At 65.7% G+C, this 13,251-nt stretch carries 16 protein-coding genes; 5 read left to right on the top strand and 11 right to left on the bottom strand.

Going from position 1 to position 13,251, the window contains the following annotated elements; translation table 11 throughout:
- Positions 1-74 precede the first annotated feature (74 nt).
- From JLK41_RS22740 to JLK41_RS22720, 5 genes are all read left to right on the top strand, one after another.
- Positions 75-446, top strand: a complete 372-nt coding sequence (locus tag JLK41_RS22740; protein WP_037056587.1) for a DUF423 domain-containing protein — start codon at positions 75-77, stop codon at positions 444-446.
- Positions 447-815: 369 nt separating this feature from the next.
- On the top strand, positions 816-1,016 hold the full coding sequence (gene thiS / locus JLK41_RS22735) for a sulfur carrier protein ThiS (RefSeq protein ID WP_037056584.1): 201 nt from the start codon (positions 816-818) through the stop codon (positions 1,014-1,016).
- Between the two features lie 19 nt (positions 1,017-1,035).
- Positions 1,036-1,830, top strand: coding sequence for a thiazole synthase (locus JLK41_RS22730; protein ID WP_037056582.1), 795 nt, complete (start codon positions 1,036-1,038; stop codon positions 1,828-1,830).
- A 220-nt stretch (positions 1,831-2,050) separates the two neighbouring features.
- The gene (gene trmB / locus JLK41_RS22725; RefSeq protein ID WP_047585838.1) at positions 2,051-2,767 is read left to right on the top strand and encodes a tRNA (guanosine(46)-N7)-methyltransferase TrmB; all 717 of its coding nucleotides are present in this window, start codon (positions 2,051-2,053) and stop codon (positions 2,765-2,767) included.
- Between the two features lie 162 nt (positions 2,768-2,929).
- Entirely contained in the window at positions 2,930-4,273 is a 1,344-nt protein-coding gene (locus tag JLK41_RS22720; protein ID WP_175252699.1) for a DUF1329 domain-containing protein, read from the top strand.
- Between the two features lie 7 nt (positions 4,274-4,280).
- On the opposite strand, the gene JLK41_RS22715 is transcribed toward JLK41_RS22720, so the two are convergent.
- The 11 genes from JLK41_RS22715 to proC form a co-directional block, all read right to left on the bottom strand.
- Entirely contained in the window at positions 4,281-4,709 is a 429-nt protein-coding gene (locus JLK41_RS22715; protein WP_210389886.1) for a GNAT family N-acetyltransferase, read from the bottom strand.
- A gap of 78 nt (positions 4,710-4,787) precedes the next feature.
- Positions 4,788-5,111, bottom strand: a complete 324-nt coding sequence (locus JLK41_RS22710; protein WP_037056572.1) for a DUF3392 domain-containing protein — start codon at positions 5,109-5,111, stop codon at positions 4,788-4,790.
- A gap of 93 nt (positions 5,112-5,204) precedes the next feature.
- Positions 5,205-6,413: a radical SAM family heme chaperone HemW gene (gene hemW, locus JLK41_RS22705; protein WP_244976448.1), complete on the bottom strand. Its 1,209-nt coding sequence runs from the start codon at positions 6,411-6,413 to the stop codon at positions 5,205-5,207.
- Positions 6,410-7,015: an RdgB/HAM1 family non-canonical purine NTP pyrophosphatase gene (gene rdgB, locus JLK41_RS22700; protein WP_047585834.1), complete on the bottom strand. Its 606-nt coding sequence runs from the start codon at positions 7,013-7,015 to the stop codon at positions 6,410-6,412. The genes hemW and rdgB overlap by 4 nt, the downstream gene beginning before the upstream one ends.
- The gene (locus JLK41_RS22695) at positions 7,008-7,424 is read right to left on the bottom strand and encodes a DUF4426 domain-containing protein (RefSeq protein WP_037056556.1); all 417 of its coding nucleotides are present in this window, start codon (positions 7,422-7,424) and stop codon (positions 7,008-7,010) included. Before JLK41_RS22695 ends, rdgB begins: the two co-directional genes overlap by 8 nt.
- Positions 7,425-7,438: 14 nt before the next feature.
- Complete coding sequence (gene metW / locus JLK41_RS22690) at positions 7,439-8,059, bottom strand: methionine biosynthesis protein MetW (RefSeq protein ID WP_037056553.1); 621 nt, start codon at positions 8,057-8,059, stop codon at positions 7,439-7,441.
- A 2-nt stretch (positions 8,060-8,061) separates the two neighbouring features.
- On the bottom strand, positions 8,062-9,201 hold the full coding sequence (metX, locus tag JLK41_RS22685) for a homoserine O-succinyltransferase MetX (protein WP_037056551.1): 1,140 nt from the start codon (positions 9,199-9,201) through the stop codon (positions 8,062-8,064).
- Positions 9,202-9,352: 151 nt separating this feature from the next.
- Entirely contained in the window at positions 9,353-11,320 is a 1,968-nt protein-coding gene (locus tag JLK41_RS22680) for a dynamin-like GTPase family protein (RefSeq protein WP_037056548.1), read from the bottom strand.
- Between the two features lie 209 nt (positions 11,321-11,529).
- Positions 11,530-11,820 carry a DUF167 domain-containing protein gene (locus tag JLK41_RS22675; RefSeq protein WP_047585828.1) on the bottom strand — a complete coding sequence of 97 codons (291 nt, stop codon included), beginning with the start codon at positions 11,818-11,820 and terminating at the stop codon, positions 11,530-11,532.
- A gap of 4 nt (positions 11,821-11,824) precedes the next feature.
- The gene (locus tag JLK41_RS22670) at positions 11,825-12,418 is read right to left on the bottom strand and encodes a YggT family protein (protein WP_037056544.1); all 594 of its coding nucleotides are present in this window, start codon (positions 12,416-12,418) and stop codon (positions 11,825-11,827) included.
- Positions 12,419-12,427: 9 nt separating this feature from the next.
- On the bottom strand, positions 12,428-13,246 hold the full coding sequence (gene proC, locus JLK41_RS22665) for a pyrroline-5-carboxylate reductase (protein ID WP_210389884.1): 819 nt from the start codon (positions 13,244-13,246) through the stop codon (positions 12,428-12,430).
- Between the last annotated feature and the right edge of the window lie 5 nt (positions 13,247-13,251).

Below are 13,251 nucleotides of genomic sequence, written 5' to 3'. Positions count from 1 at the left end.
GTGACAATAACAACCACTGCGCCCGCCGGCGCAGTGGTTAAACTGCGTCCACGTCGACCTCATCAGGAGTTTCCATGGCCCGCCTCTGGTTGCTGTTATCCGCTTTCGCCGGCTTTACCGGTGTCGCCCTGGGTGCCTTCGCGGCTCATGGCCTGAAACACAAGCTGACGCCCGACTACCTGGCGGTGTTCCAGACGGGGACGCATTACCAACTGGTGCATGCGCTGGCGCTGTTCGGTGTCGGCCTGCTGGCCCTGCATGTGCCGGGACGCCTGGTCAATCTGGCCGGCACGGCGTTCGCCGTGGGCATCGTGCTGTTCTCGGGCAGCCTCTACGGGCTCACCCTCAGTGGCATCGGCAAGCTGGGCATGATCACCCCGTTCGGTGGTGTGGCCTTCCTCGTCGGCTGGCTGTGTCTGGGGCTGAGCGCCTGGAAAATGACCTGACCCTGGCGTCAGATGGCAGGGTCTGTTGCCGTTTCGGCGCGAGCCGCGTTGCTGCGCCAAATTGCGCCAGGCTAGGCGCGGGATGCAGGCAATGGTTGTTCCCTTGGCAAATCCCGTAACGACGCATGGCGCAATTTGCCGCGCAACCCGAAGGGACGGGCCAGTTTTTGTGCGGCGCGTCGTTGCTCGACGACTCGCTTGGACGACCAAGCTTCGCGTCTCGCGCCTAGCTCCGCGCAAAAACTGGCTCCGTCGCGGCCGCGCGCGAAGCGGCAACAGACCCTATGACGAATGGCGCCTTTTAGCCTTGGTAGCGGCTGGCTATCGGGCTAGAATGCCGGCCCTCTTTCTAGTTATGACCGAGCCGTCATGCGCATTCAATTGAATGGTGAACCCTTCGAACTGCCGGAAAACCAGAGCGTCGCCGACCTGTTGGTTCGCCTCGATCTGACCGGCCGTCGCGTGGCGGTCGAGCTCAACCTGGACATCGTTCCACGCAGCCAGCACGACAGCACGCCGCTCGCCGAAGGCGACCAGGTGGAAGTGGTGCACGCCATCGGCGGCGGTTGATCCCTCTGAGGAGTTTCCCATGAGCCAAGTTCGCAGCGACAAGCCCTTCGTACTGGCCGGTCGTACCTTCCAGTCGCGTCTGCTGGTCGGCACCGGCAAGTACAAGGATATGGACGAAACCCGTGATGCCATCGCCGCTTCCGGCGCCGAGATCGTCACCGTGGCGGTGCGCCGTACCAACATCGGCCAGAATCCGGGTGAGCCGAACCTGCTCGACGTGATCAGCCCCGACAAGTACACCATCCTGCCCAATACCGCCGGCTGCTTTGATGCGGTCGAGGCCGTGCGCACCTGCCGCCTGGCGCGCGAGCTGCTCGATGGCCACAACCTGGTGAAGCTGGAAGTCCTGGCTGACCAGAAGACCCTGTTCCCCAATGTCATCGAAACCATCAAGGCCGCCGAAGTGCTGGTCAAGGACGGCTTCGACGTGATGGTGTACACCAGCGACGACCCGATCATCGCCCGCCAACTGGCCGAGATCGGCTGCATCGCGGTGATGCCGCTGGCCGGCCTGATCGGCTCTGGCCTGGGCATCTGCAACCCGTACAACCTGCGCATCATCCTCGAGGAGGCCAAGGTGCCGGTGCTGGTCGATGCCGGTGTGGGCACGGCCTCCGATGCCGCCATTGCCATGGAGCTGGGCTGCGAGGGCGTGCTGCTCAACAGCGCCATCGCTCACGCGCAGGACCCGATCCTCATGGCGCGCGCCATGCAGCATGCGGTCGAAGCCGGTCGTCTGGCCTACCTGGCCGGGCGCATGCCGAAGAAACTCTATGCCAGCGCCTCATCCCCGCTGGATGGCCTGATCAAGTAAGGACGATTGACTGCGCGTCGGCCCCGCCGCGTCAAAACAGGCTCGGAACGCCGCTTGCGGCTGACGCACTTTCCAGTGCGGCCGTGAAGCGAGTAACGCTCATGTGCTTCGGCACCGTCGTCCGCGACGCCGAGCGTTCCTTGCCTGTTCCGTCGAAGGCAGTGCAGGCCTTGCATGGCTCCGGCCCGCGAAATCGTAAAGCATTCTAGAAGAGCACAGCATGACTGACACCCAACAGCCCGAACTGACCGAAGACGGTCGCCAGCGCCGTACCATCAAGAGTTTCGTGATGCGTGCCGGGCGCATGACCGAAGGCCAGCAGCGCGGCCTGGACAAGGGCTGGCCGCTGTTCGGCCTGGAGCTGGAAGACGGCCTGCGCGATTTCGACCAGGTCTTCGGCCGCAGCGCGCCGCGCACCTTCGAGATCGGTTTCGGCATGGGCCACTCCACCCTGGAAATGGCTGCGGCTGCGCCGGAGCATGACTTCATCGGCGTCGAAGTGCACAAGCCGGGCGTGGGCGCACTGCTCAACGGGGTGATGACGCAGAACCTGAGCAACCTGCGCGTCTACAGCTGCGATGCCCTGGAAGTGCTGCGCGACTGCGTGGCCGATGCCAGCCTGGATCGCGTGCTGCTGTTCTTCCCCGACCCGTGGCACAAGGCCCGTCACCACAAGCGCCGCATCGTCCAGCCGGCCTTCGCCGAACTGGTCCGCAGCAAGTTGAAGGTCGGCGGGGTGCTGCACATGGCCACGGACTGGGAGAACTATGCTGAGCACATGCTCGAGGTGATGAACGCCGCGCCTGGTTATCGCAACCTGGCCGCCGATGGCACCTACGTGCCACGCCCCGAGGAGCGCCCGGTGACCAAGTTCGAGCGCCGCGGCGAGCGTCTCGGGCATGGCGTGTGGGACCTCAAGTTCCAGCGTCAGGAGTAAGACCACGCTGCTTGCGATTGACCGGCAGGATGCACGATTAGATCGGGACAACCCGACGGCCAGGATGGCGCCTCACCTCAGAACACAACAACGATAAGCACGCTCACAGAGGGCGTGCAGGTATTGGCGACGCCGCTGTCATGGTGTCGCGAGGAGAGCATTGTGTTGAGATCGGTTTCCCTTCTTCTGCTGACTGCCCTGGCATTTCAGGCGCAGGCCAAGATCGATGCCAGCCAGGCAGCCCGCCTGGGGCAGGACCTGACCCCGCTGGGTGGCGAGCGCGCAGGCAATGCCAGCGGCACCATCCCCGCCTGGACCGGTGGCCTGGCCACGCCGCCTGCGGGCTACCGGCCGGGCATGCATCACCCTGATCCCTATGCCGACGACAAACTGCTGTACCGCGTCGACAGCCAGAACCTGGCGCAATACGAGCAACTGCTGCCGGTTGGCCTGAAGACGCTGCTGCAGCAGAACCCCAGCTTCTACCTGCGGGTGTTCCCGACCCGTCGCAGCGCGGCGGCGCCCCAGCGGATCTACGACGCGACGCGTTTCAATGCGCTCAACGCCGAACTGATCTCCGGTGGCAACGGTGTGCAGGGCGCTGCGGCCGGCGTGCCCTTCCCGTTGCCGCAGAACGGCCAGGAAGCCATCTGGAACCACATCATGCGCTACCGTGGCGACCAGATCAGCATGGCCACCAACCAGGCCGCCGTGCTCGCCAATGGCAGCTACAACCTGCTCAAGCTCGAGCGTGACATCTACTTCCTCTATGGGCGCGATGGCGTTGCCCCGCAGGACCTGGACAACACCCTGTTCTACTACAAGTACAAGGTGGTGGCGCCGGCCAAGCTGGCCGGCTCTGCCCTGGTGGTGCAGGAGACCCTCGACCAGGTCCTGGCCATTCGCAAGGCCTGGCGTTTCAACCGTGGCGAGCGCCGCGTACGGCGCCTGCCGATGCTCGCCTACGACACCCTGCAGCCGGACACCAACGGCATGGCCACCGCCGACCAGGTGGACTCCTACAACGGTGCGCCGGATCGCTACGAATGGCAGCTGCTGGGCAAGCGCGAGATGCTGATGCCCTACAACAGCTATGCCGTGCACCAGCGCGGTATTCCCTACGCCGACATCCTGCAGTCCAAGCACGTCAACCCGGAGCTGCTGCGCTATGAGCTGCACCGCGTCTGGGTGGTGGAAGCCGAGCTGCGCAAGGGCTTCAGCCATCCCTACGGCAAGCGTCGTTTCTATCTGGACGAGGACAGCTGGCAGATTCTCGCCGTCGACCTGTATGACCGCAGTGGCGCGTTGATCGGCCTGCAGGAGGCGCACCCGATCAGCTACTACGACGTGCCGATGTTCGGCTCGACCCTGGAAACCATCTACGACCTCAAGGGTGGGCGCTACTTCGCCGACGGCCTCGACAACAACGAGCCGATGTACGACTTCAATGCCAAGTTGAGCCCGCGCGACTTCACCCCGCAGGCCCTGCGCCGCGAAGGCAACTGAAGCCGCCTCAGGGGCGCGACCAGGCCATCGTCAGCTGCGCCTGGCCGGTGTGCGGGTCGTGCCCCTGAGCGATCACCTCGAAGCCGGCGCGACGGTAGAAGGCGGTTGCCCGCCCGTTGGCCTGGTAGACATCCAGCTCGAGCCGCGTGCGCTCGGCCATGACGGCCTCCAGCAACTGCAGGCCCAGACCGCAGGCCTGCTGCTCCGGGCTGACGAACAGCGCCGCGAGGCGCCCTTCATGCACGGATGCAAAGGCCAGGGGCGTGCCGCCCTGTTCCAGCACCAGTGTTTCGGCCTGCGGCAGATAGTGCTCGCGCATCGCGCCGAGCTGATCGCGCCAGAATGCCTCGGGCACGAAGTCGTGGGCCTGTAGCGAGGCGCTCAGCCAGATGTCGAGCAGCGCGTCGCAGTCAGTGTTCAGGTAGGGGCGGATCATGATGACGTCCTTGTCGGGTCGAGTGCTGTGTATGGCGCCGCCGCCGGTGGTCGCTCACCGGCACTGGCGTGAGCCGGGCTAGTTGCGATCGGCGAGGATGCCGATGACCACGAAGATCAGAATCAGCACCGGTGCCAGGGTGAAGTTGTTGAAGTACGTCAGGCCCTTGGTCAGCCAGGGCGTGAGGAAGATGATCGCCAGGCCGTAGCCGACTGCGCAGAAGATCACGAACAGCAGGGTTCGCAGGACGAAATTGAGATTGCCGATGGTGCGCTGGACCCAGGCATTGATCAGCGGGCCGAACAGCACCAGCAGGGTGGCCATGATGGCCAGGGAGATGTCGCTGAGGTGGCTGCGACTCCAGCGTGACAGGGTGACGATCAGGTCCAGTAGCAGATCCATGCAGGCTCCTTGGTAACGGTCGGTGCAGCACTGCCGGTGGCTGCACGAGCGAAGCGCACAAGCCTACCGGATTGCGGCCCTGCAGTGGGTGATCTAGGCCAGGAACAGCTGCAGCAGGTCGTTGAGAAACAGCTGGCCCCTGGCCGTGGCGACCAGGCGCCTGTCGTCGGCCTGCAGCAGGCCCAGGCGTTCGCCCTCGCGCCGTGCGCCGTCGAGCTGTGCGAGTGGCAGGCCGGTGCGCTGGCTGAACAGCTCGACAGGCGCGCCCTCGGTCAGGCGCAGCACGTTCATCAGGAACTCGAACGGCAGCTCCTCGGCATCCAGCACGCGTTCGCCGGCCTGGTAGGCCTTGCTCGGGTCGAGGTAGTCCTTGGGCAGGCGCGTCTTCCAGGTTCGCAGGATGCGCCCGTCCGGTGTGCTCCGCTTGGCGTGGGCGCCGGCGCCGATGCCGAGAAAGTCACCGAAGGTCCAGTAGTTGAGGTTGTGCCGTGCCTGCCGCCCGGGACGGGCATAGGCGGAGACCTCGTACTGGGCGTAGTCCTCGGCGGCCAGCAGGGCCTGGCCGGCTTCCTGGATGTCCCACAGCAGGTCGTCCTCGGGCAGCTGCGGCGGCTGGCTCCAGAACACCGTGTTCGGCTCCATGGTCAGCTGGTACCAGGACAGGTGCGTCGGGGCCTGGGCGATGGCCGTGCGCAGGTCGAACAGGGCGTCCTCGATGCTTTGCTCGGGCAGGCCGTGCATCAGGTCGAGGTTGAAGTTGTCGAAGCCGGCGGCGCGCGCCATGTCGGCGGCGCGAATCGCCTCGTCGCCATTGTGGATACGGCCCAGTGCCTTGAGCTTGGCCTCCTGGAAACTCTGCACGCCGATCGACAGGCGATTGATACCGAGGCTGCGGTAGCCCTTGAACTTGGCCTGCTCGAAGGTGCCCGGATTGGCTTCCAGGGTGATCTCGATGTCGTCGGCGAAGGCGATGCGTCGCTCGACGCCCTCCAGCAAGCGCCCCAGCGCCCGGTCGGAGAACAGGCTGGGCGTGCCACCGCCGAAGAAGATCGAGGTCAGCGGTCGGCCATGGGCATGCTGCAGATCGCTGTCGAGATCGGCGAGCAGCGCGTCGACGTACTCCTCTTCCGGCAGGGTCGGCCCGGCCGCGTGGGAGTTGAAGTCGCAATAGGGACATTTGCGCACGCACCACGGGATGTGGATGTAGAGCGCCAGAGGCGGCAGCTCGAAGCCGCAAGCCGCAAGCTGCAAGCTGTCAGCGTTCTTGCTTGCGGCTTGTGGCTTGTCGCTTGCACCTTTCATAGCCCCAGGCGCTGCTTGAACAGTGCCATGGCGCGGGCGCGGTGGCTCAGGCGGTTCTTCTGTTCGGCTGGCAGTTCGGCGCTGGAGCAGCCGCTTTCCGGCACCCAGAACAGCGGGTCGTAGCCGAAGCCGTGTTCGCCGCGTGCCTCGTGCAGGATGCTGCCGTGCCACAGGCCTTCGCAGAGGATCGGCAGCGGGTCGTCGGCATGGCGCACCAGGGCCAGGGCGCAGACGAACTGCGCGCCGCGCTGGGCATCCGGCACGTCTTTCAGGGCGTCGAGCAGCTTGGCGTTGTTCGCCGCATCGCCCTTGCCATCGGCGTAGCGCGCGGAGTAGATGCCGGGCGCGCCCCCCAGGTAATCCACCGCCAGGCCGGAGTCGTCGGCCAGCGCCGGCAGGCCGGAGATGCGTGCGGCGTTGCGCGCCTTGAGGATGGCGTTCTCGACGAACGACAGGCCGGTTTCCTCCGGCTCGACCTGGCTGAATTCGCCGATCGAGCGCACGCGCACGGCGTCGCCGAGCATGGCCTGCAGCTCCTTGAGCTTGCCGGCGTTGTGACTGGCCAGTACCAGTTCCTTGAAGCCATTCACGGGGTCAGTCATCCGGGAACATTTCCTGGTTGAAGGTGATGCGGTGTGCGTCGTCGCCCTGACGCACGTTCAGGGTGAAGCTCAGCACTTCGCGCGTCTTGAACGGGAACTGCGCCAGGTAGTAGATGGCGTCGCCCTCGCTGACCTGACGGAAGCTCAGCGCGGTGCTCTTGCCCAGCAGGTCCTTCACCTCGCCGGCGACCACGGCGGTGCTGGCCTTGCCGGCCTTGAGCACGGCGACGTTGATCACGCCCTGGGTCTTGCTGCGGGTCAGGCCGGCGGCTGCGGCGATGTCCGGTTGGATGAAGCTGGAGTTGAAGACGCTGTAGTGGACGTCGAGATCGCCGAAGCTCTGCTTGCGTTCTGCGGCAGCCGGCAAGGCCAGGCACAGGGCGATCAGGAAGGGGATGATGCGGCGCATGGTGTTCTCCTCGTTCAGACCGCGACGCGGCGGGCGGCAGGCTCCGCACCGCTGATGCGATAGATGCCGATCTCGCCCAGCAGGTTGGGCCAGGCGCGGCTTGCAAGGCCATGGCGGTGTTCGCGGTCCACCGCCAGGCGTTCTTCCACACGTGCTCCTTGAGCATGGCACAGGCGCTCGAAGTCTTCGAAGGTGCAGAAGTGAATGTTCGGTGTGTTGTACCAGGTGTAGGGCAGGAAGTCCGAAACCGGCATGCGACCTTTTGTCGTCAGGTACCAGCGGCAGCGCCAGTGGCCGAAGTTGGGGAAGGTGATGATGCAGGTCTTGCCGACACGCAGCATCTCGGCCAGCACTTTGTCCGGGTAGTGCAGCGCCTGCAGCGACTGAGTCATCACCACCACGTCGAAGCTGTTGCTGGCGAAGTTGCCGAGCCCCAGGTCGAGGTTCTGCTCGATGACGTTGACGCCGCGCTCGATGCACAGGGCGATCTTGTCCGGGTCGATCTCCAGGCCGTAGCCGGAAACCTGCTTGTTGTCGCGCAGCCAGGCGAGCAGCTCGCCGTCGCCGCAGCCCAGGTCGAGCACGCGGCTGCCCGGGGCGATCCACTCCTGGATGATGTCCAGATCCGCTCGCATGCTCATACCTCGATTCGCTTCATGTAACTGCCGAACGCCTGCAGGTAGCGCGGGATCGGCATGAGGAAGGCGTCATGGCCTTGCGGGGCGTCGATCTCCAGGTAGCAGACGTTCTTCTTCGCCGCCGTCAGGGCGTCGACGATTTCCCGCGAGCGGGCGGGGGAGAAGCGCCAGTCGGTGGTGAAGGACATCAGGCAGAAATCCGCCTTGGCCACGGCCAGGGTCTGCGCCAGGTCGCCATCCTGGGCGGCGGCCGGGTCGAAGTAGTCCAGCGCCTTGGTCATCAGTAGGTAGGTGTTGGCGTCGAAGCGGCCGGAGAACTCCTCGCCCTGGTAGCGCAGGTAGCTCTCGACCTGGAACTCGACGCTGTGGAAGTCGTAGTTGAGCTTCTCGCTCTTCAGGCCACGGCCGAATTTCTCGCCCATGGCGTCATCGGACAGGTAGGTGATGTGGCCGACCATCCGTGCCAGCATCAGGCCGCGCTTGGGAATCACGCCCTGCTCCTGGAAATGGCCGCCATGGAACTCCGGGTCGGTGAGGATGGCCTGGCGCGCTACTTCGTTGAAGGCGATGTTCTGCGCCGACAGCTTGGGTGCCGAGGCGATGGCCAGGCAGTGACGCACGCGCTCCGGGTAGCTGATGGTCCACTGCATGGCCTGCATGCCACCGAGGCTGCCACCGATCACGGCGGCCCAGCGCTCGATGCCGAGCTGGTCGGCCAGGCGTGCCTGGCTGTGCACCCAGTCTTCCACGGTCATCACCGGGAAGTCGGCGCCGTAGGGTTTGCCGGTGGCCGGGTTGGCGCTGCCGGGGCCGGTGGAACCGTTGCAGCCGCCGAGGTTGTTGAGGCTGACGACGAAGAACTTGCGGGTGTCGATGGGCTTGCCGGGGCCGATGCAGCTGTCCCACCAGCCGGGTTTGCGGTCGTCCGGGCTGTGGTAGCCGGCGGCGTGATGGTGGCCGGACAGGGCATGGCAGATCAGCACGGCATTGCTGCGTGCGGCGTTGAGTTCGCCATAGGTTTCGACGACCAGTTCGTACTCGGTCAGGCTGCGGCCGCAGGCCAGGGCCAATGGTTCGCTGAACTTGAACACCTGGGGACTGACCAGGCCGACGGAATCTTCGGGAAAGGCAGTGGGCATGGAGTCGCTGCTAAGGAATCGGAGGAGGGCGCCAGTCTAAAGAGCGAGGCTGACAGCGGCAAGCGAGCGGGCACTCCAGCTGCGCGCCACGCCACGCCCAGGGGTGCGGCGCGGAGTGAACGGCCAGCGCGTGTCGTCGTGGCTTGCCGGGTCAGCGGCGTACCGCGGTTGGCAGGTTCACCACCTTGCCCTGGCGCTGCACGGGCGCCGGACGCCGCAGGATGCGCAGCATGTCGGCAGCCTGGGCCAGTTGCTGCTCCAGCTCGTCCTTGTAGCGCGCCAGTTGCTGGCTGCGCTTGCGCGTCTGCTGGGTTTCCTGGGCCAGTGCCTTGAGCCGCAGCATGTGGCTTTCCAGCATCTGCTTGTGTTCCAGCGTGTGCTGCATCAGCGGCATCAGGGCGTCGGCCGCCCAATGTTCGGCATCCCGGCGCAGGCGCTGGTGCAGGCCGATCACTTCCTGCGCCAGGGTGGCGAAGAAGCGGCGGGTGAGGCTGCGCTGCTCGGTCAGCAGCGTCTTGACGTGCAGGCGGAACTGGTCGCCCTTGGCCTGCAGCTTGTTCAGCTCGCGCAGGTAGCGCTGGATCTTGAACTGCGGCGCATCGACACCGTTCAGCGGGTTGTCTTCGTTGTGCCGGCGGTAGATGGCGGCGACCATCTTGTTGGCCATCTCGGCCTCGTGCTGCAGGTTGTGCAGGTCGTGCTCCACGCTGCGGAAGAAGTGCAGGATGGCCTGGTTGATGCCCAGGGTGGTCCAGCTGCCGGTGAGGTTGCGGCGCACCGCGCCGAGGTGCTCGTCCAGGCGTTCGCTGCGCGCGGCGTGGCGCAGCAGCTGGCCCTGGCGGTTGAGCAGGCGCTGGTTGGTCTTCAGACCGAGCAGGCGCTTGTGATGCAGGGTGTGGTCTTCCTTGGTCTTGGCGGTCAGCTCGAACAGCAGCTGGCCATTGTCCTGCTGGTGGTTGCCGAGCAGGGCGAGCTGTTCGCTGACCTTCTCCAGGCGCAGGTTGAGCACGTGCTGGCTGTTGTTCAGCAGGGCCAGGACCTGGCGTACCACATGGTCCTCGATCAGGCGCTCCTTCTGCGCCACGATGCGCTCGCAGAGCAGGGTCTCCAGCTGCGTCATCTGGCTGCGGGCCAGCAGCTCCTCGTCCTTGCGCACCTTGGCCAGCAGCGCCTGCTTGGCCGAGAGTGGCAGCACGTCCTGCTGGGCGATGCCCAGTTGCTTGGCGGTTGCGCTCTGGATCTGGCTGATGGCGTTCTGCACGAAGGCCTCGCCGGCCAGGTCGTCCCACAGCACGTCGATCTTGTTCAGGACGGCGAACAGGCAGGTCTGGGTGTCTTCATCGAGCTGGCGGATATGCTGCTGCCAGATGCTCATGTCGCTGGCCGTGACGCCGCTGTCGGCGGCCAGCAGGAAGATGATCGCCTGGGCGTTGGGCAGCATCGACAGGGTCAGTTCCGGCTCGCTGCCCAGGGCGTTCAGGCCGGGGGTGTCGAGAATGCGCAGGCCCTGGCGCAGCAGCGGGTGGTCGAAGTTGACCATGGCGTGACGCCAGGCCGGCACCAGCACCTGGCCGCGCTTGCCGGTGCCTTCGAGCATGTCCGGGTGGAAGCCGAGCTGGATCGCCTGTTCCACCGGCATGGGCTTGGTCTTGGCCACCTGGCTGAAGGCCAGGGCCATGTTGGCTGGGTCGCTGGTGTCCAGCGGGATGTTCACCCAGTGCCGGGGAATGCGCTTGAACTGCGCGACGCTGGCGGAGGCCGTGCGTGTTTCGATCGGCAGCAGGCGGATGTAGGGGCGTTCCGAACGGGGGTCGAAGAACAGCTCGGTGGGGCACATGGTGGTGCGCCCGGCGTGCGAGGGCAGCATGCGCTGGCCGTACTCGGAGAAGAACAGGCTGTTGATCAGCTCGGTCTTGCCGCGGGAGAACTCACCGACGAAGGCCAGGGTGATGTGATCGGTGCGCAGGATCTTCAGCGCGCGCTCGAGCTTGGCCTGAACGGCGTCGGAGTTGAGGCGGTTCTGTTCCAGCCAGCTGCGATAGCGTGTGATCTCGCGCATCAGCTCGCGCTTCCAGGCAACGTAGGCGTCGACCTGTTGGCTGAGACGTTCCATGCTCATCCTGGCTCTCCTGTCGCAAGGGCAGCGGCTTGCCGGTTAAGGGGTTGAGTGGCTACGCGCTCACCGTCGTCGTGACGGGGCGCGGGTTGGCCGCCAGGACGCACGGCATTCGCAAGAATATTCTGCATTATGCGAGACGCGAAGCTGGCGTCAATTGCCTGCCTGTCAGTCCCGCCTTATGGTCGGGTATGGGGGCTGAGCGGTCATTTTCAGGCGCGCTGCAGTCCCGGCAGGGGCGGCAGGCTTTTCGGGGCATGGATACGCAGGCGCTTCTGACGGTTGAGCTCGCCGCTTTCCAGGCTCACCTGGTTCTTGGCAACACCGAAGGCCTTGGCCAGGAACGCCTGCAGCTGCGCGTTGGCCTTGCCCTCCACCGGCGGCGCGGTCAGGCGGATCTTCAGCCGCTCACCATGCAGCCCGGCGAACTCGTCCTTGCTCGCCTTGGGCTGCAGGTGACAGTCGAGGATCAGGTCCTCGCCGTCCCAGCGGAAATAGCTCACCGCCTCAGAGGAACGGGCTGAGCATCGGCGGCAGGCCGGTGTAGGCTGCCAGGCTGCCGATGATGAAGCGGTCCGCGAGGTTGATCGCGATGAACGCGAAGATCGGCGAGATGTCCAGGCCGCCGAGGTTCGGCAGCAGGCGGCGGAAGGGCGCCAGCAGCGGCTCGCAGATCTGGTTCACCAGCTGGGCGCCGGGGTTGTAGCTGCCCGGTGCGACCCAGGAGAGGATCACGCTGACGATCAGGGCGAAGAAGAACACCTTGAGGAACAGCGAGGTCACGCCGATCACCGACCACACCAGCAGCTGCAGGATGAAGCCGCCGACGTTGTAGCCCATCAGGGTCAGGGTGACCACCATCAGGACCAGCTGGACCAGGATGGCCAGGACCAGCGAGGCCAGGTCCAGCCCGGAGAAGCCGGGGATGATCCGGCGCAGTGGCGTCAGCAGCGGCTGGGTGGCCTTGACCACGAACTGGCTCAGCGGGTTGTAGAAGTCGGCCCTGACCAGCTGCAGGATGAAACGCAGCAGCACGATCAGCAGGTACAGGCTGCCGAGGGTCTGGATGATGTAGATCAGCGCTTCGATGAGTCCGGACATGCTGTCTCCTTATTGACCGAGCTGTTCGGCCAGTTCGGCGGAACGGTGGGCGGCGGCATTGAGTGCCTGTTGCACCAGCGCTTCGAAGCCGCCGGCCTGGAAGGTTTTGATCGCCGCTTCGGTGGTGCCGTTCGGCGAGGTGACGCGGCGGCGCAGCTCGGCTGCGTCGACATCGCTCTCGCTGGCCATGCGCGCGGCGCCCAGTGCGGTCTGGATGCTCAGCTGCGCGGCGGTCTCGCGCGGCAGGCCGAGCTGCTCGCCGGCAGCGGTCATCGCCTCGATCAGCAGGAAGAAATAGGCCGGGCCGCTGCCGGAGACGGCAGTCACGGCGTCGAGCTGGCCTTCCTCGTCCAGCCACAGGGCCAGGCCCACGGCGCTCAGGACCTGCTCCGCCTGCGCCTTCTGCGCGCTGCTCACTCGGGGGTTGGCGAACAGGCCGGAAACGCCCTGGCGCAGCAGGGCCGGCGTATTGGGCATGCAGCGCACCAGCGGGCGTTCGCCCAGCCAGCCTTCCAGGCTGGCGCAACTGATGCCGGCGGCGATGGAGATGATCACCTGGTTGGGCGCGAGGTGTGGCGCCAGGTCCAGGCAGACCGCTTTCATGACCTGCGGCTTGACCGCCAGCACGATCAGGTCGGCGCCGGCGATGGCCTCGGCGTTGTTGCCGAAAGTGGCGATGCCGTGTGCCTGTTGCAGGCGCTCACGCTGCTCGGTGCCCGGTTCGCTGGCACGGATGGCGCTGGCCTCCACTCCCTGGGCGCGCAGGCCGCCAATCAGGCTGGCGGCCATGTTGCCGGCGCCGACGAAGGTGATGATCGGGTTGCTCATTGCAG

The sequence above is a fragment of the Ectopseudomonas khazarica genome, assembly GCF_017915135.1.
GTDB lineage: Bacteria > Pseudomonadota > Gammaproteobacteria > Pseudomonadales > Pseudomonadaceae > Aquipseudomonas > Aquipseudomonas khazarica.
This window is presented reverse-complemented; position numbering and strand designations above follow the sequence as displayed.